Annotated in this window: 20 protein-coding genes; 12 read left to right on the forward strand and 8 right to left on the reverse strand. The window is 71.6% G+C overall.

What is annotated here, in order from left to right; genetic code table 11:
- Window positions 1–5 precede the first annotated feature (5 nt).
- A complete protein-coding gene (locus AB0959_RS43665) occupies window positions 6–491 on the forward strand; it encodes a hypothetical protein (protein WP_366832427.1) in 486 nt (161 codons plus the stop codon).
- A gap of 101 nt (window positions 492–592) precedes the next feature.
- Here the strand turns inward: AB0959_RS43665 and AB0959_RS43670 are convergent, their stop codons facing one another.
- Window positions 593–1,447, reverse strand: a complete 855-nt coding sequence (locus AB0959_RS43670) for a DUF4231 domain-containing protein (protein WP_366832447.1) — start codon at window positions 1,445–1,447, stop codon at window positions 593–595.
- 268 nt (window positions 1,448–1,715) lie between these two features.
- On the opposite strand from AB0959_RS43670, the gene AB0959_RS43675 reads away from it, so the two are divergent.
- A complete protein-coding gene (locus tag AB0959_RS43675) occupies window positions 1,716–2,462 on the forward strand; it encodes an AAC(3) family N-acetyltransferase (protein ID WP_366832448.1) in 747 nt (248 codons plus the stop codon).
- Window positions 2,463–2,483: 21 nt separating this feature from the next.
- Here the strand turns inward: AB0959_RS43675 and AB0959_RS43680 are convergent, their stop codons facing one another.
- The 5 genes from AB0959_RS43680 to fxsA form a co-directional block, all read right to left on the reverse strand.
- Window positions 2,484–3,524: an HEXXH motif-containing putative peptide modification protein gene (locus AB0959_RS43680; RefSeq protein WP_366832428.1), complete on the reverse strand. Its 1,041-nt coding sequence runs from the start codon at window positions 3,522–3,524 to the stop codon at window positions 2,484–2,486.
- Window positions 3,521–4,744 carry an FxsB family cyclophane-forming radical SAM/SPASM peptide maturase gene (locus AB0959_RS43685; protein WP_366832429.1) on the reverse strand — a complete coding sequence of 408 codons (1,224 nt, stop codon included), beginning with the start codon at window positions 4,742–4,744 and terminating at the stop codon, window positions 3,521–3,523. Before AB0959_RS43685 ends, AB0959_RS43680 begins: the two co-directional genes overlap by 4 nt.
- Before the next feature lie 99 nt (window positions 4,745–4,843).
- A complete protein-coding gene (gene fxsT / locus AB0959_RS43690) occupies window positions 4,844–8,869 on the reverse strand; it encodes an FxSxx-COOH system tetratricopeptide repeat protein (RefSeq protein ID WP_366832430.1) in 4,026 nt (1,341 codons plus the stop codon).
- Window positions 8,859–10,166 carry a TIR-like protein FxsC gene (locus tag AB0959_RS43695; RefSeq protein WP_366832431.1) on the reverse strand — a complete coding sequence of 436 codons (1,308 nt, stop codon included), beginning with the start codon at window positions 10,164–10,166 and terminating at the stop codon, window positions 8,859–8,861. The genes fxsT and AB0959_RS43695 overlap by 11 nt, the downstream gene beginning before the upstream one ends.
- Window positions 10,167–10,344: 178 nt before the next feature.
- Window positions 10,345–10,539, reverse strand: coding sequence for an FxSxx-COOH cyclophane-containing RiPP peptide (fxsA, locus tag AB0959_RS43700; protein WP_366832432.1), 195 nt, complete (start codon window positions 10,537–10,539; stop codon window positions 10,345–10,347).
- Window positions 10,540–11,022: 483 nt separating this feature from the next.
- Between fxsA and kstD the strand changes: the two genes are divergently transcribed.
- Window positions 11,023–12,810 carry a 3-oxosteroid 1-dehydrogenase gene (gene kstD, locus AB0959_RS43705; RefSeq protein WP_366832433.1) on the forward strand — a complete coding sequence of 596 codons (1,788 nt, stop codon included), beginning with the start codon at window positions 11,023–11,025 and terminating at the stop codon, window positions 12,808–12,810.
- A 7-nt stretch (window positions 12,811–12,817) separates the two neighbouring features.
- Here kstD and AB0959_RS43710 read toward each other — a convergent pair whose 3' ends face one another.
- Both AB0959_RS43710 and AB0959_RS43715 read right to left on the reverse strand, forming a co-directional pair.
- Entirely contained in the window at window positions 12,818–13,249 is a 432-nt protein-coding gene (locus tag AB0959_RS43710) for a GNAT family N-acetyltransferase (RefSeq protein WP_366832449.1), read from the reverse strand.
- Window positions 13,250–13,727: 478 nt separating this feature from the next.
- Window positions 13,728–13,952, reverse strand: a complete 225-nt coding sequence (locus tag AB0959_RS43715) for a hypothetical protein (protein WP_366832434.1) — start codon at window positions 13,950–13,952, stop codon at window positions 13,728–13,730.
- Between the two features lie 181 nt (window positions 13,953–14,133).
- On the opposite strand from AB0959_RS43715, the gene AB0959_RS43720 reads away from it, so the two are divergent.
- From AB0959_RS43720 to AB0959_RS43760, 9 genes are all read left to right on the forward strand, one after another.
- Window positions 14,134–15,033, forward strand: coding sequence for a LysR family transcriptional regulator (locus AB0959_RS43720; RefSeq protein WP_366832435.1), 900 nt, complete (start codon window positions 14,134–14,136; stop codon window positions 15,031–15,033).
- A 230-nt stretch (window positions 15,034–15,263) separates the two neighbouring features.
- A complete protein-coding gene (locus AB0959_RS43725) occupies window positions 15,264–15,716 on the forward strand; it encodes a cobalamin-dependent protein (RefSeq protein ID WP_366832436.1) in 453 nt (150 codons plus the stop codon).
- A complete protein-coding gene (locus tag AB0959_RS43730; RefSeq protein WP_366832437.1) occupies window positions 15,713–17,059 on the forward strand; it encodes a methylaspartate mutase in 1,347 nt (448 codons plus the stop codon). The genes AB0959_RS43725 and AB0959_RS43730 overlap by 4 nt, the downstream gene beginning before the upstream one ends.
- Window positions 17,056–17,253: a hypothetical protein gene (locus tag AB0959_RS43735; protein WP_366832438.1), complete on the forward strand. Its 198-nt coding sequence runs from the start codon at window positions 17,056–17,058 to the stop codon at window positions 17,251–17,253. Before AB0959_RS43730 ends, AB0959_RS43735 begins: the two co-directional genes overlap by 4 nt.
- Window positions 17,250–18,188, forward strand: a complete 939-nt coding sequence (locus AB0959_RS43740; RefSeq protein ID WP_366832439.1) for a transporter substrate-binding domain-containing protein — start codon at window positions 17,250–17,252, stop codon at window positions 18,186–18,188. The genes AB0959_RS43735 and AB0959_RS43740 overlap by 4 nt, the downstream gene beginning before the upstream one ends.
- A 52-nt stretch (window positions 18,189–18,240) precedes the next feature.
- Window positions 18,241–19,251: a DMT family transporter gene (locus AB0959_RS43745; protein WP_366832440.1), complete on the forward strand. Its 1,011-nt coding sequence runs from the start codon at window positions 18,241–18,243 to the stop codon at window positions 19,249–19,251.
- Complete coding sequence (locus tag AB0959_RS43750; RefSeq protein ID WP_366832441.1) at window positions 19,248–20,291, forward strand: aspartate-semialdehyde dehydrogenase; 1,044 nt, start codon at window positions 19,248–19,250, stop codon at window positions 20,289–20,291. Before AB0959_RS43745 ends, AB0959_RS43750 begins: the two co-directional genes overlap by 4 nt.
- Window positions 20,288–21,421, forward strand: a complete 1,134-nt coding sequence (locus AB0959_RS43755) for an aspartate kinase (protein WP_366832442.1) — start codon at window positions 20,288–20,290, stop codon at window positions 21,419–21,421. The genes AB0959_RS43750 and AB0959_RS43755 overlap by 4 nt, the downstream gene beginning before the upstream one ends.
- Before the next feature lie 7 nt (window positions 21,422–21,428).
- Window positions 21,429–22,469, forward strand: a complete 1,041-nt coding sequence (locus AB0959_RS43760) for a TauD/TfdA family dioxygenase (RefSeq protein ID WP_366832443.1) — start codon at window positions 21,429–21,431, stop codon at window positions 22,467–22,469.
- Window positions 22,470–22,574: the final 105 nt, after the last annotated feature.

Raw genomic sequence — 22,574 nt, forward strand, 5'->3', positions numbered from 1 at the left:
CGGCGATGGAACGCGTGACCCGGATCGGCGTCACCGGGCACCGCCGCATCCCGGACGCCGTCCTGCCGGCCGTCCGCTCGGGCATCCGCGCCCAGCTGCGGGGTCCCGGCCCGCTTCGGGCCCTGAGCTGTCTCGCGGCCGGCGCCGACCAGTTGTTCGCGGACATCGCCCTGGACTGCGGCGTCCCGCTGACGGCGGTGATCCCCGGCATGGACTACGAGGCCCATCTCGGGGACGCCGAGACCCGTGGGTCCTACCGCCGGCTCCTGGAGTCCTGTGCGGAGCGCGTGGAGCTGCCGCGCGAGGCGACGCACGAGGAGGCGTACTACGCGGCCGGGCGCTACGTCGTCGACCACGCGGACCGTCTGGTCGCCGTGTGGGACGGCGCCCCGGCACGAGGGCTCGGCGGCACGGGGGACGTCGTGGACTACGCCCGCGGGGCGGGGGTCCCGGTGACCGTGCTGTGGCGCGACGGGGTGGAGCGCGGCTGACGTACCGTCACCGTCCCGCACACGGAGCCAGACGTCGCCAGAGCCGCCACAGCCGCCACAGCCGCCACAGCCGCCACAGCCGCCACAGCCATCACACACCGTCACACCCCGAACCGCGTCAGCCATTCCGTGTGCAGGGGTGACACCAGCCGCTCCGCCTCCGCCACGGCCTCGGCCCAGCCGTCCTCCGTCACCGTCGTGCTCATCGTGATGCGGAGGGTCTCCAGTTCGGTTCGGATGAGGGTGTGGGCGTACGTCAACGGCCGGTGTCTGCGTACCTCCTGCCAGGCGACACCGGCCGCCGCGGCCGCCGACGCCAGCCCCGTCACGTCCCAGCCGCCCGTCATCCCCAGGGCGCGCAGGACCGCCGCGACCAGGGCCAGCGCGGTCAGCACCGCCGTCACCGTGGACCACCGCACCGCCACACGATGGGAACCGGCCGCACGGTTGCCGTACCAGACGACCTGTTCCAGCACCCGGTCACGCAGGTAGACGTCCCGCCGGGCCGCGAACGGCCTGGCCCGTACCGCCCGCATCGAGGCGGTGATCTGCGCCGCGCCCAGGTCCGCCGCGCCGCGCGGGTCCCGCCAGCCCATCCGGCGCAGCTCGCGCAGGCGCTCCTCCAGCCGCTCGGCGAACAGCCCGTCGGGGTCGGGGGCGCCGGAGCGGAACGGTCCGCCGCACGCCATGTACTGCCACGCCAGCGACTTCACGGTCTCGGCGACGGCGCGATGGGCCTGCCAGTGGGCGCGGGCCCTGCGGCTCGACGTACGCAGCCCTGTGACGATCGTCAGGGCGTACAGCACGGCCGCGAGCGCCGCGGGCACCCGGCTGTCGAGGCGCTCCGCCAGCGTGGCCGCAGCGGTGGCGAGCAGCAGCACCACAAGTTGCGCCCGCACCAGACGGAACGACTCACTCTGCCGGCTCATCGCACGGCGGTCACTCACCGTGTACAGCGGCGGCAGATCGTGATCATTTATGGTCGTGCTCGGTCCCGGAGCCCCCACCTGGCACCTCGCTCATCGACGGTGCCTCATTGTGGCCGGGCGGCCGCGGTACTTCCAGACCGTGCGTCGAGACGCAACCACTCTGTGTCCCCGGCGAGTTGGTCCTGCGCCGGCTTCGGGACCGGCTACAGTGCCGCCAGTGACGAATGTTGCGCCCGCGCCCCAAAGGGGACACACCCTGGGAAACGACACCAGCCGCGGCGAACCGGTCCGGTCACTGGTCCGGTCACTGGGCGAACTGGGCGTCCGCCCCGGGGGCGCCCTGATGGTCCACGCCTCCCTGCACGACACGGGCCTGCGCGACACCGAGGTACGGAACGCCCTGCTCGACGTCCTCGGCCCCGACGGCACCCTCGTCGTCCCCGCCTTCACGCCCGAGAACTCCGACACCTCCACCGCCCACCGGAGACTCACCGCCGGGCTGACGGACCGGGAGGCCTCCGAGTTCCGGGCCTTGATGCCCCCGTTCGAGCCGGACGTCACCCCCTGCCCGTCGATGGGTGTGCTCGCCGAGTGTGTGCGGACGACGCCGGGCGCCGTACGCAGCACGCATCCGCAGACGTCGTTCGCCGCGGTCGGCCGGCGGGCGGAGGAACTGCTCGCCGGACACGACCCGCACTGCCACCTCGGCGAGGGCTCACCGCTGGCCCGGCTGTACGAAGCCGACGCCCAAGTACTGCTGTTCCGCGTGGGTTTCGAGGTGTGCACCGCCTTCCACCTCGGTGAGTACCGGATGGACCCACCCCCGCCCACGCGGACGTACCGCTGTGTCGTGGAGGCCCGGGGCAACTGGATCTCGTACGAGGATCTCGCCCTGGACGACAGTGACTTCGGCGTCCTCGGCGCGGCGCTCGGCCCCGGGGTGCTCGCGGTGCGGGAGGTGGCGGGGCGGCCCGTGACGCTGCTCGGCGTGCGTTCCGCTGTCGACCACGCGCGCACCGCGCTGGCCGGGTACCGCCGGTGAACGGCGGGGACGGCGGTCCCCCTACGGACGAACGGCCATCTCTTGCAGGGCGTCGCGCATCCCGGTGACGAACAGCGCGCCCTCGCAGAGGAGTTCGCCGCTCCCCAGCAGGGTGTGCGCGGCGTCGCGGGTGTGGGCGTGCCAGGCGTCGTACTCGCGCCGGGCGCGTTCCCCGCCCGTACCGGCGGCCAGTTCGGCCCGCCAGAAGTCGGCCACGCCGAGGTGGGCGTAGGTGCCTTGCAGCAGGGCCCCCGCGGGCCGGGGGTCGGGGCGCCAGGGCGCGTGGTAGCGGCGGTCCGTCGGCGGGCCGTGCAGCGGCACCATGTCGATCAGGGCGCCGAGTTGCACGTGCAGGAACTCGTGGACGAGGGTCAGGGCGAGCAGCGTGGCGTCGTCGGTGAAGGAGGCCGCGACCGCCCCGTAGGCACGTCGTGCGGCCGAACTCACCGCCGTGCCGTCGAAGTTGGGCCGCAGGGGCACCAGGGTCGTCAGGCAGGCGGCCACCGCTTCGGCGTGCCAGGGGTGCCGGCGGACGAGTACCTCCCAGGCGGCGCCCAGGGCCTCCTGCCACCGGGACACTCCATCGGGGGCGAGCGGGTCGGCCAGGGCGTGGCCGTGGGCGTCGCGGAAGGGCCCGCTGTCGGCGATCCGCAACTCCAGTACGTGCCCGTCGCACTCGGCGCGGACCCGGGGCCAGGGGTCGCCGTACGGGTCGGCCACCAGCCGGTCGAGCCAGGCCAGGTCGGCTGGTTCGCCCCGTTCCAGCACCACCAGGGCCCGGGCCAGTCCCTCGTCGAGGTAGGGGTGGAGCATGACGTTCCGGTAGGCGTACGGGTCCCGGCGGCTGAGCTCGGCCAGGGCGCGGTACACGGCGTCGACGCCCTCTGCGTCCGACGCTCCCGCGGCCGCCTTCCGGTACAGCGCGACCACCATCAGCGCCCGCTTGCTGAGCTGTCCGGCGCGCAGCTGGGTGACGGCCCGGGCGCCTCCTCGGGCGCGGGCCAGGGCGGCGAAGGTGGCGCGGTCGATGACGTGCGGCTCGATCTCCGGCGTGGCGCTCACCGTGCCTCCCCTCGTGCCGCCGCGAGTTCGGCGACGTCGTGGCGGAGCCGGTCGCCGATGTGGTCGATGAGCGCCGCGAGGTCATGGCAGTAGATCGAGGGGCCGGAGAAGGCGGGATCGGCCCCGGGGTCGTAGCGATGGGCGTAGAGCCCTCCCCCGCAGACGGCGGCGCGGGCACAGGAGCGGCACAGCGGTCCGAGCCCGGCGAGCCCGCGCTGCCGGGCGTGGAAGGCGGGGTGCGCGGCGGCCTCGGCGAAGGTGTTGCGGAACACGTCGAGGCCGGTCCCCGGGGCTCCGGGGTGGGCCACCTTGAGCGAGTCCGTCTGCTCGATCGTCCCGTCGGTCTCGACGACGACGATGTCCACGGGGGTCAGGCCCACGGCCTCACTGCGCGAGGTGCCGCCGAGCAGCAGCGCCATGATCTCCTCGAAGAGCCGGATGCCGGTCTCCCTGCGGGGGGCGCCGTACCAGCGGTCGAAGACGGTGCGCAGCCAGTCGGCGTAGGGCGTGGGCCGGGTGGGAGCGCCCCGCGCCGGGGGCTGGGCAGGCGGGGAGGACCGGTCCCCCAGGCCGGGTGGCGGGGTCTGCCATGTTCCGTGCGGCAGCAGCAGATCGATCCGTCGTGGCGCGAAGGCGAGCAGGGATTCGTAGGTCTCCACCGGATCGGCGGCCGTGTCGACCACGCACAGCAGTCCCGCGTACAGCCGCCGGTAGGGCCCGTCGGCGAGCGCCCGCAGGGCCCGTGCGGTGTCGGCGTGGCTGCCGCGTCCGTCGGGCCGCCGCCGGTGCCGGTCGTGCGAGGCGGCCGTGCCGTCCAGGCTGATCCCGATACGGGCGTCGTACCGGTCGAGGACGGGCAGCAGTCCGGGGTCCTCCACGAGGCGGATGCCGTTGGTCTGCACGGTCACGCGCAGCCGGGCGACGCCGTCCAGGGCGCCGGTGAGCGTCTGGAGCAGCGTGGCCAGGTACTCGGGCCCGACCAGGAGCGGTTCGCCGCCGTGCAGGACGACGTTCACCTCCGGCAGGCCGTGCTCACGGGCGTGTTCCGCGATCAGGGCGGCGGTTTTGAGCACCGTTCCCGGCGCCATGCGACGAGGGCGGTCCCGCCAGCTCTGGTCGGCCGCCTCGTACATGTAGCAGTAGTCGCAGGCGAGGTTGCAGCGGCTGTGGATCTTCAGCAGGAACTGCCGGAAGGGAAGCCGGGTGGCGTGCATGGGCATCGGTCGCTCTGGTGCGGTGGTGGTGGTGCGATGGTGGTGTGCGGAGCCTACAGCGCTTCAACTGTGCGGAGAGCGCAGGAAATTGGAGCGGTACGCCGTTCAGGTGGTCGGCGGTTCTATGTCCGAGTCGAGGCGCTTGCCCGCGCGCACCGACCTGGTCGTGGGGTGCTCCTCCCCGAGTGTCCTCAGGGCTCGCTGCAGCGCCTCGCCCGCCAGGCGTTCGGCTTCCTCCGTCCGGCCGGTGGCGCGCAGGCTCAGCGCCAGGTTGGAGCTGCTTCCGATGGTGTCGTAGTGGTCGGGGCCCAGTGTGTCGAGGAAGTACTGCCGGGCCCGCCGTTCCCAGTCGCCGGCCGCCACCAGGAACCGCCGCTCGTCGCCGCCCTCGCGCGAAGCACCTGCCAGAGCCAGGTCGTTGGCGTGGTTCAGCATGCAGCTGAGGCTGTACGGGTGGCTCTCGCCCAGCAGCCGGCTCATCCGCTCCAGCGCCCGGTGCGACAGCTCGCGCGCCTCCTCCGCCCGGCCCACCAGGCGCAGGTACACGGAGAGGTTGTTGGCGCAGGCGAGTGTGACGGGGTGCTCCTCGCCCAGGTAGTCCTCGTACCGGCTCATCGCGCGCTCGGCCAGCTCCCGGGCCCTGCCGGTGTCGCCCAGCGCGGCCAGGTCGCTCGCGAGGTTGCAGGCGGCGGCCAGGGTGTCCTGGTGCTCGGGGCCGTGCGCCTCCACGTACCGGCTGTGGATGTCCTCGTCGATCTCCTTGGCCTGCTCGTAGTCCCCTGCCCGGCGCAGTGCCACGGCGAGGTTCTTGCGGGCCCGCAGGGTGTCCGTGTGGCTGTCGCCGAGCTCCTGCCGGTACAGCTGCACCGTGCTCTCCAGCAGCTCCAGCGCCTCCTTCAGCTCGCCGGTCTCGCGCAGGTCCCGGGCGTAGTTGCTGGCCGAGGACAGGGCGTACAGGCTTCTCGCGCCGTACGTGTCGCGCTGCTGGTGGTAGGCGCGCTTGTGGAGCTCCAGGGCGGCGCGCCGGTCGCCCGCCAGGTACTCGGACATGGCGAGGTTGTTGAGGTGCATCAGGGTGCGCTTGTGGTCGTCCCCCAGGTTGCGCTGGGCCGCCTCCAGGGTCCGCCGGTCCAGCTCGCGTGCCTGCTGGTAGCGGCCCAGGAGGCGCAGGTCGGCGCCCACGTTGCCGGCCGCCGCCAGGGTGTGCGCGTAGTCCGGTCCCTTGCTGCTCTCCAGCCGCTGAAAGGTGTCCAGGTCCATCTCGTACGCCTCGGCCAGCCGGCCCTGCGAGCGCAGGACGTTGCCGAGCTGGATGTGCAGGAGCAGCGCGTGGATGTCGTTGGGACGGCCGATGCGGGAGGACTCCCACGTGTTCAGCGTCCGTTCGGCCAGGTCGCGGGCCGCGCCGTGCAGGCTGCGCTTCCACAGGTAGCGCACCGAGTCGATGATCCACTGGCGGACCTGGGGGTCGGGGTTCTCGGCGGCCCGGGACGGCCACAGGTGCGGCAGCAGTTCGTCGTAGCCGTCCCAGCCCGCGGTGAGGTCCGGGTCGCCCGGTTTGGCGTCGACGAGCGCCGCGTGCACCACGCCCCGCAGCTCGGGTTTGCGTTCGTTCTGCACCTGGTCGCGGATGACGGCCTGCACGAGGCGGTGGACCGTGAGGGTCTCGCTGCTCTGGTCGCTCTTCGCCAGGCCGAACCGGTTGATGGCGCGCACCACCTGGGCGATGGCCATCTCGTCGCGCGGCTCGCCCTCCTGCAGGGTCAGTGTCCGGGTGACGGCCCTGCTGTAGAGCAGCCGCAGGGGTATGGGGTCGGGGCCGAAGAAGGAGCAGATCTCCAGCATCTCGGCCGCGGCCAGGTTGACGCGGCGCAGTTCGTCCACCGCGAGGCGCCAGGTCGCCGCGGCCGAGTGCGGGTAGTCACCGACGGGCAGCTGGGTGCTGCGCAGGACCTCGGTGAGCCGGTCCTTCAGGCGGGCGAGGTAGAGATCGACCGGCATGGTGCTCTCGCTCAGCCAGACGGCGGCCTGACCGACGGCCAGCGGAAGGTCGCCCAGCTCCTCGGCGACCTGCTCGGCGTCCGGCTGCGACAGGCCGGAGTTGAGGCGGTGCAGCAGCTCGGTGCTCTCGCCGCGCTGGAACACCTCGACCTCGACGAGGTCCCCGTGCTTGACCCAGGTCCGGTCGCGGGTGGTGATCAGCACGTGCCCGCCGAGCGGTCCGCCGGGTATGAACTCCGTGAGCTCCTCCGGCCGCCCGGCGTTGTCGAACACCAGCAGCCACCGGCTGTACGGGTCCCCGCGGCGCAGTGCCCGGAGCACCGCCTCGGCCGTGCCGGCCACGTCCTCGCCCTCCTCAAGCCGGAGGTCGGGCGCCAGGTCGGCGAGCGCCGAGCGGATGAGGTTGGGCTGCGCCGCGGTCACCCACCAGACGGCGTCGTAGGCGGACTTGAAGCGGTGGGCGTACTCCTGGGCGATCTGTGTCTTGCCCATCCCGCCGAGCCCGTAGAGCACCTGGGGCGTGGGAGTCGCCCCGGCCGTGAACCCGTCCCGGAGCCGCTCCAGGAGTGCCCCGCGGCCGGTGAAGGACACGTTGCGGGAGGGGACGCGCTGCACGGCGGGCGACGATCCGGGGAACGGAGGCGTCGGCGTGCCGTGGGCCGGGCTCCCGCTGTCGGCGGTCCGCGGCCCCGGAGACGTGCTGACGGCGGCGAGCAGATGGAGGCGGGCCTCGTCGGGGGTGCAGCGGGTGAGGTCGGTGCTGAACCGGTCGCCGAACGGCTCCCGGGTGGCGCCGTCCATGTCCTGGACGCGTACCGCCACCAGTCCCGGCACGCCCGCCGGCTCGCCGGCGGCCACCTGGGACCAGATCTCGGTGGCCCGCGGCTGCTGGACGTACTCGGGGGACAGCAGGGCCAGCAGGCGTCCCCGTCGCTGCAGGACGGCGGCCACCTCGGGCGGTGTGCCGCGCACGGGCTCGGCCGTGCCGTGCAGGGACACCTGGTATCCGGCCGCCTCCAGGTGCGCGGCCGTCCACTCGGCCCACATCCGGTCGGCCGGAGCGTACGACACGTAGAAGCGGGGCGGCACGGCGCGCGGGTCGCGCAGGTACTCGGACACGAGCCGGCGCCGTTCCTCCGCCGGCTGCGCCACGAGCGACCTCACCCGGTCCTCGGTGATCCACGCGGTGAGCCGTTCGAAGGCGGCCAGCAGGGACCCCTCCTGCGGCGTCCGGTCCTTCACCGTGGCGGGGATCTCGGTGTAGGCGTAGTACGGCTTGTACGGTATCTCGACCTCACCCCAGTAGCGGTCGCGCGCCTGCTCGTCCAGCCAGGTCAGGAACGGCGCGAATCCGGCACGGGCGGAGTCGCGGCCCTGCTCCAGCAGCTCCTGCTCGGCGTCCTCGACGCGCATGGGCACCGGAAGGATCCGGATGGGGTGCTGCGCGGCGCCCGCCACCGAGGCCGCGACCTCGACTCCGCCCTCGACGCTCTGGCGGTTCAGCACGAAGCCGTCCACCAGGACGTCGGGCAGGATGATGGTGCAGATGCCGGAGATGTCGCTGACTCCCGTACGGCTGTCGATGAGCACGTAGTCGTAGGCGGCCGTCATCTCCTCGCGGAGCACCTGGAGGAAGGATCCGCCGCCGAGACGCTCGTAGAAGGCGTGCCAGTTGAAGCTGGTGACGGCGGCCGAGTAGGAGACGGACTGCCGTCCGGCCGGGAGGAAGTCGAGGCGCCCGCCGGAGGGCAGGCTCAGATTGAGGCCCGTCGTGTAGGGGGCGAGGTCGGCGCAGGCGCGCAGTTCGTCGGCCTCCATCACCGACGGAGCGACGGCGCGGCCGTCGGGCGCGGGCCCGGGACTTCCGGAGCCCATGACCTGCCCGACGTACGCCTGCATCATGTTGATGAGGCCGCCCGTGGAGCGCAGTTCGGAGTCGACGACGAGGAGCGGGCGCAGATAGCGGTGCATGCCCGGGGCCTCCAGGTCCCAGTCGACCAGCAGCACCCGAAGCCCGTTGCTGGCCATGATCCAGCCGACGTTGACCAGGGCCATGGTGCGCCCCGTCCCACCCTTGTACGAGTAGAACGTCACCACTTTCCCCTTGGGGCGGTCGGCCTCAGTCGTCATCGTCCGGGTCCTTCTGCGGGGGCGGAGGGCCGGCGGGAGCGGCCGTGCCGCCGTTGTCGGGTAAGGGCGACGCCGGAACGCTGAGCCCCGGCATGGGTGGCGCGGGCGGCCCGGCGGGCAGTCGCCACGGAATGGCGTTCTCCATCAGCCGGCTCTGCGCCACGGTGACCATCACGGCCAGCCGGCTGTCGAAGTGGTCCTTGTCGACCTGGACCCGGAAGAGCGGGTCGTAGGCGTCGTTGCGGCGCATCCAGTTGCGCTGGAAGACCTGGCTGACGTCCTGCCACAGCTCCGCGGTGTTCGACTCCTCGTCCGCCTCGTGGCAGGGCACGAGCACGCCGGTCACGGGATGGTTCTGCTTGTCGTAGTCGGCGAGCGGGGCCCGGTAGGGCATCTCGCGCGCGGCCCAGGCGTCGACCAGCAGCACGCTGGTCTGGTTGTTGCGCATCGCCTCGTCGAGCTTGCTGCCCAGGTCCTGGTCGACCACTTCGAGGCTGGTGGTGCATCCCTCCTCGATGATCACGCGCTGGGCGCGGTGGGCCGCGGTGGGGTGGACGGGAGGGTGGTACGGGGTCCAGTCGAGCGGGGTCCGGCCGTAGTAGTCGTGCCGTCCCCGGCCGGGGGGCAGCCGGTTCGCCACCCCGGCGGCCACGAACACCCGGACGTGGCCCGTGCTGCGCTCGGCCGGCTCCGCGAGCTCGTAGCCCTGGAAGGGGCTGCGCACGGTGGTGAGGTCGAGTTGTTCCGCCCGGGGCAGCCGGAAGCGGTCGGCCGCGTACTTCACGCGCCTGGCGACGAGTTCGAGCACGGCGCGGTAGTGCCGCCCTGCGGGGTCGGTGCGCATCAGGCCCATCAGCCCCTGCTCGGTGTACTCCTTGCCCATGGCGGGCTCGGAGTACTGGTAGCGGGCCACCTGCGGCGGCAGCGCGCCGCGTACGGGCGTCCACATCACCGGGATGAGCGCGGGCACGTCGATGTCGGTCTCGTCCCGGTACTCCGCCAGCCGGGCCTGGAAGGCGGCCCATTCCTTGCCGCAGTAGACGCTGTTCACGTAGGCGTGGGAGCACAGCGCGACCAGGGCGCGGCAGTGGCCGACCTCCCGGCCGAGCGTCCTCTCCCAGTCCGCGCCCAGGTGGATCCGGTCCACGTCGCGGAAGGGCGCCTGACCGCTGCAGTCCGCGCCCATTCGGTCCAGCTCCGCGACCAGGTCGGCGTAGAAGCGCCCCACGAAGGCGTCCTCGCGGTCGTCCCGGCGCGCGTAACTGAGGAAGAAGTACGGCTCCCGGTCCAAGGGCACCCCCGTCCCCCGCGTCCGGCCGCCGGCGTGTCATCCGCGCCGGCGTACCCGGAATTCGTACGCGGCAGCTTCATACCCACGCCGTTCAGGGCTCAGACATGGCCGCCTTCGAAAACCGGGAAAGCCGGGAAGCCGGGAATCGGTGGCCGGGGGCCGGGAGCCGGGAGGGTCGGGAAGGTCAGTGGCCGGGGTCCGAGAGGGCGGACTGGAACGCGGCGAAGGTCTCGCTCGTCGGGTGCAGCGCCTCGTGCGCGACACGCCGCAACTGCGCGGCGAGCACGGTGTCCGGGAGGTCGTCCAGAGCATCCATGGGCAGATCGGCGACATCCACCAGAACCGAGACGAGCTCGGAACCGCTCGTGTCCTTCAGCACGTGCAGTGCCTTTCTCTTCTCCGTTTGGCGCGGCTTCTGCGTTGGGCGCGGCCTTGCCACGTTTGGTCTCAGATACCACACCCGGGGCACCGTGAGAAGGAGGAGCCTATAGCAGGCCGATTTCCCACGGGCGCGCGGGTCACACCATCGAGGCGCATGCCTTTTTACGCCACTCTGTACCGATCTCGACCGAATCTCTGAATGTTTGGCCATTCACACCATCCATTCGACCGAACACGCCCTCTGCTGACAGATTTCTGCGAGCTGCCGGATCACGCACGCCGAGCGCGTCCAATTGCCCCGTCCCCCTTTTCCACCCGCACCGGTGGTACGCCGGGGCGAACACGGCCGGCCGGTCCCGCCGGTCGTCCGATCAGCCGGAGCCGGGGGCTCCGGATGGCGTACGCCCTTGACTTCACAAGGTCCCCGCGTCACATTCCTGACTCCGCATCAGAAACCCGGAAAACGGGGGAGCTGTCTGCCATGTCCACGAGCACGGACCCCGCGAGACGTACGTCCGCCTCCGGCCCCTCCCGTCGCCGGGTGCTCGGTGGCGCGGGCGCCGGGCTCGCGCTGAGCACCGCGCTCCCCCGCCCCGCCAAAGCCGCCGCCCCACCCCTCCTCGGCACGTACGACGTCGTGGTCGTCGGCTCCGGAGCCGCCGGCATGACCGCCGCGCTGACCGCCGCCGGGCAGGGGCTGAGCTGTGTCGTCGTGGAGAAGGCGGCGACGTTCGGCGGGTCGGCGGCCCGGTCCGGGGCGGGCGTCTGGATACCGAACAACGCCGTCATCCTGGGCGCCGGGGTGCCCGACACCCCGGCCAAGGCGGCCACCTACCTCGCTGCCGTGGCCGGCGACGACGTACCCGCCGACCGGCAGAGGGCCTTCCTCGGCCACGGGCCCGCCATGCTGTCCTTCGTCATGGCCCACAGCCCGCTGCGTTTCCGCTGGATGGAGGGCTACAGCGACTACTATCCGGAGCTGCCCGGCGGCCTCGCGCAGGGCCGGTCCGTCGAGCCCGACCAGCTCGACGGGAACATCCTGGGGGCGGAGCTGGCCCGGCTGAACCCGTCGTACATGACGGTCCCGGCCGGGATGGTCGTCTTCAGCGCCGACTACAAGTGGCTCGTCCTGTCCGCGGTCAGCGCTAAGGGGCTCTCCGTGGCCACCGAGTGCCTGGCCCGGGGGACGAAGGCGGCGCTGCTCGGCCAGAAACCGCTCACCATGGGGCAGTCGCTGGCGGCCGGGTTGCGGGCGGGGCTGCTCTCCGCCGGGGTGCCCGTGTGGCTGAACACACCGCTGACCGACCTGCACATGGAGAACGGCTCCGTCACCGGCGCGGTCGTCTCCAGGGACGGCGCCCCGGGCCTGCTGCGCGCCCGCCGGGGCGTCATCGTCGGCTCCGGCGGCTTCGAGCACGACGCGGCCATGCGCGAGCAGTACCAGGAACAGCCCATCGGCACCGCGTGGACGGTCGGCGCCAGGGAGAACACCGGGGACGGCATCCGGGCGGGCAGACGGGCAGGCGCCGCACTGGACCTGATGGACGACGCCTGGTGGGGTCCGGCGATCCCACTGCCCGACCAGCCGTACTTCTGCCTCGCCGAACGCACGCTCCCCGGCGGACTCCTCGTCAACGCCGCCGGAGCGCGCTTCGTCAACGAGGCCGCGCCGTACAGCGACGTCGTCCACACCATGTACGAGCGTGACAGGCCCGGGGCACCGCACATCCCCGCCTGGCTGATCGTCGACCAGAACTACCGCAACCGCTACCTGTTCAAGGATGTCGCGCCGACGTTCGTGTTCCCGGACGCGTGGTACGACTCGGGCGCCGTCCACAAGGCGTGGACACTGGACGCGCTGGCCGCCTCGACCGGCGTCCCCGCGGCCGCTCTGCGCACCACCGTCGACCGCTTCAACTCCCTTGCCCGCGGCGGCGACGACACCGACTTCGGGCGCGGCGACAGCGCGTACGACCACTACTACACGGACCCCTCGATCCGCCCCAACTCCTGCCTGGCGCCGCTGTGGCTGCCCCCGTACCACGCCTTCCGGATCGTCCCGGGCGACCTCGGCACCAAGGGCGGACTGCTCACCGACGCCCGGGCCCGGGTGCTGCGCCCGGACGGCTCGGTGATCCCTGGTCTGTACGCGGCGGGCAACGCCAGCGCCGCCGTCATGGGCCGCAGTTACGCGGGCGCGGGATCGACGATCGGACCGGCGATGACGTTCGGGTACATCGCGGCGCGGGACGCGGCGGGCCTGTCGTGACGCCTTCTCACGTCAGTCGCAGGTCGATCCAGGGGATGGTGTCTCCCTCCAGGAGATAGCGCTCGACCTCCACGAACCCGTGCTTCAGCGCGAACCGCAGTCCGTCCGTGTTGGACTGAAGGACGACCGTCTCGATCACCCGCGCGCCCAGCTCCCGGGCCCGCTCCAGCCCGCGCGCGTACAACTGCTCGCCGAACCCCTGCCGCCGGTGTCCGGCGAGAACGCGGGCGATCACCGTGACCGTGGCCGTGTCGTCCGCGGGCGGCCGGACCGTCGAGTTGCCGACGAGGACGCCGCCGGCATACGCGAGTTCCAGGTGGTTGCGTCCGGCGCGCCCTCGGACGTCGTCGAGGGAGAGGACGTGCGTGGGAATGATCGTGTTGTGAACGTGCCGCCAGTCCTCGAGGTCGTCGAGGGGTGCGTCGCCGTCCACAAGCATGAAGTGAAGATCCGTCACGGCGGCAGCAAACCCGTACGCCCCGAGGGACGTCAACCACGATTTCCGTGTCGCCTCGGATTCACGCTGGTCGACTACCGCCCGTACAGCCCCTGTTCAGTAGGGCAGAACCCGTCCCGAGGGCGTCCTCCGGTCGATGGTGAGGTCGCGCGGGGCGGTGGGCCGACGGCTGGTACGGATGCGGATCCGGCGGTTCATGACGGCCTCCTCATGGCTGTGCCCGGTTCGTCGGACAGGCCGACCTTCCCGGGGCGTTTCCGTGCCCGTGCGACCAGCCTCCTCGCCGCCGCAGCCGGGTACATCGTGCCCACGGTGGCTCTTGTCATGCCTCCGAAGGAGGAGTGATCGGAATCTCCGTACGCCCGGAGAAGCACGCGGCCCCTGATCCGGGCCCCCGGGAAGACCCTGGCCGGCGCTTGCGGGAAGCCCCAGGCCGCCCTGCTGAACAGCCGTCCTGAGCTCAGCTCTCGTCGCCCGGAGCCTCGTCGCGCCGCCGCAGGGCGCTTCCCGCGAGCGCGCCGATCGCCGTACCCAGTCCGAGGCCGAGCGCGAGGCCGAGGCCGAGGTTGTCCATGAACAGCCCGAGGGCGACACCCAGGCTGGTGCCGATGGCTGTGCCGATCGCGAGGGCGCTGCCGGCCGTGAAGCCGTTGCCGGGCTCGCCCCCGTCTCCCTGTTGCTCCATGCGCTCATTCTGCCCGAGGGGCGGGGAACGGGCCGGGGGCCCAGGCACATTGCTGTCGTGGGCACTGTGTGCCACCTGGATGTCCTTCCACCCGGCAGGGCCGCTCGGCAGGCTCGTGGTGTCGACCACCGCAGGTCGCCTCCGTCGCTTTTCCTCGTCGATTTTCCTCTGGGAGAGACCAATGGACATCCGGCAGCTGAGGACCTTTCACCGTGTTGCCGCGCTGGGGAGTTTCACCCGGGCGGCAGCCGAACTCAACTACGCGCAGTCCTCCGTGACCGCGCAGATCCAGAGCCTCGAAGTGTCCCTGGGCAGCGAGCTGTTCGAGCGGGTCGGGGGCAAGGTCAAGCTGACCCCGGCGGGGACGCGGCTGCTGCCCTACGCCGGGCAGATGCTGTCCCTGGCCGACGAGGCGCGTGGGGCGGCGTCCCCGGACGCCCAGCCGGAGGGCGTGCTGACCATCGGCACGATGGAGAGCATCACCTCCTACCGGATGCCGCCGGTGCTGGAGTACTTCCACCACCGCTACCCGCGGCTGCAGATCTCGCTGCGTCCGAGCCTGTGCGCGGAGACGCTGCACTCGCTGCGCCAGGGGCTGTTCGACGCGGGCTTCCTGATGGAGGCCGAGACGCAGCACTCCGGGGTGCACAGCGAGGTCCTCGGTGTGGAGCGGCTGGTCGTGGTGGCGTCGCCCGGTCACCGGCTCGCCGGGGCCACCAAGGTGGCGACCGACGACCTGCGGCAGGAGTCGGTGCTGGCCCCCGAGGCGGGCTGCGCCTACCGGGAGTTGCTGGAGGCGGAGCTCAACGACGGCACGGGTGAACCGGTGCCGTTCCTGGAGTTCGGCAACATCGAGGCCATCAAGCGCGGCGTCGGTGCCGGGCTGGGGATCAGCCTGCTGCCGCGGATGACCGTGAGCCAGGAGCTGTCGGCGGGGACGCTGGTGCCGCTGGCGTGGGAGCCGCCCTTCGAGCTGTACACGCAGCTGGCGTGGCGCAAGGGAGCACAGATGTCCCGCGAGCGGCGGGTGTTCGTGGAACAGGTCATCGACTTCCTGAGCCGGGAGTACCAGGAGTCCTGACCGTACCGGGAAAGCGAAGAGCGAAAGAGCGAAAGAGCCCTGAAACACGACGAGCCGCTGTTTCATGAGCAGTCCTCATCCTGCGCATGAATGTATCGGCTTTATCGATCGGTAGAGCCGATAAAGGCCATCTGCACCATCGAACTGGACTTCTGGACTTCCCGTCGGGCGGCACGGAGACTTTTTGGAGTCCCAGTTGAGCGGCAAGGAGAATTCCTATGTCACAGGTCATGCTCCCGGCGAAGCGGTTTGTCGTGTCGAGCGTGTCGTCCGATGCCCATATGTGGAATCTTGTTTTCCTCCAGTTGATGCTGGAGGAGCAGGGCGCGGAGGTCACCAACCTCGGCGCGTGCGTGCCCGACGACCTCATCATCGAGGAATGCCTGAGATCGCGGCCGGACGCGCTGGTCATCAGCACGGTCAACGGCCACGGGCACCTCGACGGCCTGCGGCTCATCCGCCGCATACGCAGCGAGCCGGACCTGGCGGACCTGCGTGTGGTGATCGGCGGAAAACTGGGCGTGCGCGGCGCGGAGAACATCGTGTTCGCCGAGGAACTGGCGCTGAGCGGATACGACGCGGTGTTCGAGGCGGACGGTGGAATCGAGAGTTTCCAGGAATTCCTGGGGACGCTCGACAGTGCCGCGCGTCCCGCACTGGAAGTGGCAGGAGAGGCCGCATGAACGATCCCGTGAGGATTGCCGAGCGGAATGCGGCCCGTATTGCTCCGCAGGGGCGATTTTCCCGCCACGTCCGTGGGGCCCACGCCCAGGGGCGACTGGTGGTGCAGCCGCGCATGGGCTTCGGTGATCTCGACACCATGCGCCGGGGGCTGCTCGCGGTGCGGGGCGCCGAGGCCACGGCGGCCGGCACCATCACCCTGGACAGCTACACCCGTGTCAACGACCACGACTCCGCCCGGCAGGCCTTACGGACAGGCGCCGAACTGAACGGGTTCCCCCTCGTCGCCCACGGCCCGGACGCCACCCGGGAGTTGCTGGACGCCGTGTCGGGCCCGGACTTCCCGGTGCAGGTGCGGCACGGTTCGGCGCTGCCGTACCCGCTGTTCCGGGCGATGACCGAGGCCGGCGTCGACGCCACCGAGGGCGGCCCGGTGTCGTACTGCCTGCCCTACAGCAGGGCGCCGATCAGCGAGGCGGTCAAGGCGTGGGCGCGGTGCTGCGAGCTGATCGCGGCGCAGCCCGAGCCGATGCACCTGGAGAGCTTCGGCGGATGCATGCTGGGCCAGCTGTGCCCGCCGAGCCTGCTGGTCGCCCTCAGCGTGCTGGAGGCGCTGTTCTTCCGGGAGCACGGGCTGAGCGACATCTCGGTGAGTTACGCGCAACAGACCAGCCCCGCACAGGACATGGAGGCGATCGCGGCGCTGCGGCGGCTGGCCTCGGAGCGGCTGGCCGAGGCCGACTGGCACGTCGTGCTCTACACCTTCATGGGAGTGTTCCCCCGCACGCCGGTGGGGTCCTACCGGATCCTGGAGGAGAGCGTACGGCTCGCCGTGCGCACCGGCAGCGAGCGGCTGATCGTGAAGACGCCGGCGGAGGCCCACCGCATCCCGACGATCCCCGAGAACGTGGACGCGCTGGAGTTCTCGGAGTCCATCGCGCGGGACGAGGCGGGCCGCCCCGAAGAGGTCCGGGCGACCGACTCGGGCATCTACGAGGAGGCGCGGCTGCTGGTCGACAGCACGCTGGAGCTGGCGCCGACGGTCGGTGAGGCGCTGGTGCGGGCCTTCGGGCGCGGCCATCTGGACGTGCCGTACTGCCTGCACCAGGACAACGCCAACAAGTCCCGGGCGTACGTCGACCCGGCCGGGATGCTGCGGTGGGCGGAGCCGGGCCGGATGCCGCTGCGCGTGGAGCGCGGCACCGCGGGCCGCCGGGTCAGCGCGAAGGGCCTGCTGACGATGCTCGGCTTCAACGAACGGCGCTTCGACCGCGAGCAGTTGACCCACGGTCATCTGCGGGGGCTGCAGTACGGGACGGGCAGCGGGCGAAGGAGCCTGTCGTGACCCGCCCCACAGCGAGCGTCGCGCGCCCCACCGCGGGCACGGCGCGCCCGTGCGCTGTCGCCCCGCGCGGGACGGGGCTGCCGTCCCTGACCGTGCGCCGGGTCCGTCATCTGCACCTCCGCGCGTCCGGCGGCCTCGCCCGTCTCGCCCGTCTCGCCCAGAGCGCCCGATCCCACCCGAGGAGCGCCCAGTGATCTCCACCCCCACCCTCGACGCCGTACGGGAGCGCGGTGCGCTGCGTGCCGTCGTCAGCCGTGGCATCCGCGGTCTGTCGCTGCGCGGTGACGACGGCCGCTGGAGCGGGCTGGACACCGATGTCGCCCGGGCCGTGGCGGCCGCCGCCGTCGGTGACGGTGAGGCGGTCGAGTGGGTCCCGTCCGATCCCGCGGACCGGCTGACGCGGCTCGCCGCCGGGGAGGCGGAGCTGACCGTCTCCAACGTGAGCTGGACCTTCGGCCGTGAAGCCTCGCTGCCAGTGCTGTTCGCGGGCGTCACCTGCTACGACGGGGAGGGTTTCCTCGTCCCCGCGGCCGGCGGTGTCACCCGGCCCGAGCAGTTGGCCGGTCAGCGGCTGGCCGTGCAGGCGGGCACGACCAGCGCGGCCAACCTGGCGGCCTGGTACGGCGGTCGGGGCCTGGCCGTCCAGCCGGTCGCCCACGCGACACCGGCCGAGGCGCTCGCCGCGTACGCGTCCGGCGACTGCGCGGCCTACGTCCTGGACCGGGTCGCCCTCGCCGGGGAGCGGGCCTCCCTGGGCGATCCCGCGGCGCACCGGATCCTCGACGAGGCGATCTCGCGCGAGCCGATGGCGGCAGCCGTGCGCGACGGCGATCCGGCGTGGTTCCGGCTGTGCCGGTGGGTGCTCCAGCTGCTGGTGTCCGCCGAGTACCACGTGGGCGAGCTCGACGACCGGGAGAAGGCGCTGGCGCAGGCCGCCGAGGCGGCGGGCGCCCATGGGCCGGCCGTCGGTCTCGACCAGGACTGGGCGGCCCGCGTCCTGGACCGCGTCGGCACCTACGCGGACGTCTACGACCGCAACCTCGGGCCGGCCACGGGCCTGGCCGTGCCGCGAGGGCTCAACGAACTGTTCACCCGCGGCGGCCTGCAGTACGCCGTCCCCCTGAGCTGACTCACCACCCGAGCCGACTCACCGTCACCTCCCCTTCGGAAAGGCACTCACCATGAGTACTGACACCCGGTCGTCGAGTACGGAGAAGAAAGGAGCGATCGAGCTGACCCTCGCCATGGTGCTCTCCGGCACCCTCGGCGTCTTCGTCATCGAATCCGGCGCGTCGGCCTTCAACGTCGTCTTCTTCCGCTGCCTGTTCGGCACGGCCACGCTCGGCCTCTACTGCCTGGTGCGCGGCTTCTTCAAGAACCACGGCTTCACCCCGAAGAAGCTCGGCCTGGCCGCGCTCGGCGGTGCCTTCATCGTGTTCAACTGGGCCTTCCTCTTCGAGAGTTACGAGGGCACGTCGATCTCGGTGGCGACGGTCGTGTACCACACCCAGCCGTTCTACGTGATGCTCCTGGGCGCCGTGCTCTTCCGTGACAAGGTGACCGCCGCCAAGTTCGGCTGGCTGGGCGTCGCCTTCGCCGGTCTGATCCTGGTCGCGGGGGTGTCCGCGTCCGACCTGACGGGCGGCGGGGACAGCGCCTATCTGAAGGGGCTGGGGTACGCGCTGCTGGCGGCGGTGTTCTACGCGATCTCGACGGTCATCACCAAGCGGGTCACCGGTGTACGACCGCATCTGGTCGCCCTGGTGCAGCTGGTCCTCGGCATCTTCCTGCTGCTGCCGTTCACCACGCTGAGCGAGACCAAGGGGATGGGCGCCGACTGGGGCTGGCTGGTGGGCCTCGGCGTGATCCACACCTGTGTCATGTACGTCCTGATGTACTCCTCGTACCAGAAGCTGCCCACCCCGAAGATCGCCGTCCTGGCGTTCGTGTACCCGGCGGTCGCCATGCTCATGGACTGGGCGGTGTACGGGCACAGCGTGAGCCTGCTGCAGGCGCTCGGCATTCCCCTGATCGTGGCGGCGAGCCTGGGCATCAACCTGGGCTGGACCCTCGGCGGGCGCGCGGCGCGCGACGGCGGGAGCACCGCACGCGACAAGGAGCCCGCCCCGGTCGCCGCGACCACGACCGCGGCCACACCCAAGATCGAGAGCACCACCGGAGGCACCCGATGACCCTCGTGACCGACCCCAGCGCCCCCCGGATCGCCATCGTCGGCGCCACCGGTGCCGTGGGCAACACACTGATCCAGCTGATCGAACAGCGGGGCCTGCGCTACCGCGACATGAAACTGGTGGCGTCGGCGCGCTCGGCCGGCACGGAACTCAGCGTCGACGGCGTCTCCTACCCGGTGCACGCCGTGGAGGAGTTCGACTTCCACGGTGTCGACATCGCGTTCTTCTCCGCGGGCACCGAGGCCAGCCAGCAGTGGGTGCCGAAGGCCACCGCGGCGGGTGCCGTCGTCATCGACAACACGATCGCCTACCGCATGGACCCCGACACCCCGCTCGTGGTGCCGCAGGTCAACGCGCACGAGCTCGACCAGCGCCCGAAGTCCGGCGTGATCGCCAACCCGAACTGCTCGACGATCCCGCTGGTGCGCCTGCTCAAGGGCGTCGAGCAGCGGTGGGGCGTGCGCCAGGCCGTCGTCAGTACCTACCAGGCGGCGTCGGGCCTCGGCCACCCCGGTATCGAGGAGCTGAAGGAGGCCAGCCGCGCCACGCTGGAGCACCCCGAAGAGGTGTACCCCAGCAAGGAGTTCACGCCGTCGCTGGCCTTCAACGTCATTCCGAAGATCGACCGTTTCCTGGACAGCGGATTCACGCTGGAAGAGCAGAAGATGCTGCAGGAGTCGCGCAAGATCCTCGGCCTGCCGCATCTGGACGTGACGACCACCTGCGTGCGGGTGCCGGTCGTCAACGGTCACTCGGAGGCCGTGTGGATCGAGACGCAGGGCGTCGTCGACCGCGCCGAGCTCGTCGAGGTACTGGCCGCGCTGCCCGAGGTGACGGTGCACGACCGGACCTCGCCCCGCGAGTTCCCCACCCCCGCCACCATCGACGACCCCCACAGCGTGCATGTCGGCCGGGTCCGCGTGAACCCGAACAACCCCCGCGCCTTCTGGCTCTGGCTCGTCGCCGACAACCTCACCATCGGCGCCGCGCTCAACGCGATCCAGATCGCCGAGGAGCTCATAGCCCGGGAGACGCTGTGACACCACCGCAGCCCGCGCAGCAGCCGCCGGCGGTGCTGAAGTTCGGGGGCTCCAGCTTCCAGACGCTGGCGGCGTACGGGCAGTTGGCCGAGTCCCTGGCCGAGCGGGTCGAGAAGGAGAACACCCGCCTGGTGGTCGTGGTCAGCGGCCAGCCCGGCGAGACCGAGCAGTTCCGGGACCGGCTGAGCAAGGTCAACCCGCACCCCGAGGACGAGACCGTCGCGGGCCTGCTGACGCTCGCCGACACGGTGGGTGCGCAGCTGCTGGCGACGGCCCTGCACCGCACGGGCCGCACCTCCACCGTGCTCGCCGGGCACCAGCTGGGACTCACCACGGACTCCTCGTTCATGTGGGCGCGATTGGAGCAGACGGACCCGGAGCCGCTGCGCGCCGCCCTGGCCGAGAACGAGGTGGTGGTGGTGCCGGGCGGTCAGGCCGCCGACAAGGAGGGCCGGCCCACCTGGCTCGGCAAGAACAGTTCGGACCTGTCCGCGGTGGCCGTCGCGGCGGCCGTCGGCTCCCCTGCCTGCGAGATCCACTCGGACGTCGACGGCATCTACAGCTGCGACCCCCATCTGATCACCGGTGCGCGGCTGCTGGACGAGGTGTCGTACAACACGGCGGCGCTGATGTCGCTCTACGGTGCGAAGGTGCTGCACCGACGGGCGGTGCGCCTCGCCCAGCGCCACCGGATCGAGATCGTGTGTCGCTACAACCGGCCGCCGTTTCCCGCCGGTTCGGTCATCGGCAACGCCGGTTCGTCGGTGGCCGCGGTGGTGCTGAACCGAAGTTCGGCGGCCCTGCGGTACGACACGGAGGAGCTCGCCGACCGCGCGTACACCGTCTTCCACGCCGCGAACATCGACGTCGTACGTCTGACGTCGGGGCCGCTGGTGGCCGTCACCGGAGGCTTCGTGGACCTCCCGGAGTTCCAGCGGCGCAACGGACTGGTCCCCGGCGAGTACGCGGGGGTGCCGGTGACCGCGGTGCGCGGCAGCCATGTGGTGACGCAGTTGGCCGACTGCGAGGAGGACGCGCTGCATCTGTCGCAGCGTCTGCACGACCACGTGAACCGTCCCGGCGCCGGCGCCGACCCCAACGCGCCGCTGCTCGAGTTGCAAGGAGTGTGAGACCCCCATGACCGCCCCTACCGACCTCCGTGTGCCCGCCACGGCTCCCGCCACCGTACGGACTTTCAGTGAGATCGCCCTGCCCGACGCGGTGCGGGACGCGCTCGGCGAACAGCTCCTCGGCCTGCCGGATCCGAACACCGATATCGACCGCTCGACGGCCCGCCTGCTGCAGATCTTCGCGACGCTGCCGACCGACGTGCTCCAGCAGGTCCTGGACTTCGGGCGGCACATCGACACCCCGGGCGTCAGCCTCGTCAGCAACCTTCCGGTGGACCCCGACCTGCCGGACACCCCGTCGGACGGCGGGCCCAGCACCGCCAAGCGGTCGTTCGTCGCCGAGGCCGTGCTGCTCGGGCTCAGCGGCCTGCTCGGGGAGCCGATGGGAGTGCTGACGGAGAAGGCCGGGCAACTCGTCCACGACGTCATCCCGGTCGAGGGTGGCGCGATGAGCCAGACGAACCAGGGTTCATCCGTCTTCCTCAACTTCCACAGCGACATCATGCACGACGTGATCGGCCGCTACGACGTCGCCAACCCCGACTTCCTGGTCCTGTCCTGCCTGCGCGCCGACCACGAGGGCATCGCCGGCACCTACTACGCCGACGCCCGCGACGTGTCGAGGGCGCTCGATCCGGAGGTCCTGGAGACGCTGCGCTCCCCGCTGTTCCGGCTCAACGCGCCCGGCAGCTACGTCCGTGACGTCGCCGGCGGCCAGGACGTGCTCTCCGAGCCGGTGCCGATGATCAGCGGCCACGCCGAGTATCCCGAGATCGCGATCTCCGCCAACGGGGTGCACCCGCTCACCGGCGGCGCGCGGGAGGCCCTGGACATCCTCCAGCGGGTCTGCCGGGAGGTCGCGCACAGCGTCCAACTGCGCCCCGGACAGGCCCTGTTGATCAACAACCGCAAGGGTGTGCACGCGCGGTCCACGTTCACCGCGCGCTACGACGGCAAGGACCGCTGGCTGCAGCGGACGTACGTGCGCCGCAGCCTGTGGAACGTGCGCTACCGGGTGACCCAGGACAACCGCCGGGTGCACTACTGACCGACCCCGCCCCTGTGGCGCGGGCCGGGTGGCGCACCCCCCTCGCCGGCCGGCCCGGATGCCCCGTGGGGGGGGGGGGGGGGCGGCCCCCCCCCCCCCGCGCCC

The organism is Streptomyces sp. NPDC046862 (genome assembly GCF_040704615.1).
Lineage (GTDB): Bacteria > Actinomycetota > Actinomycetes > Streptomycetales > Streptomycetaceae > Streptomyces.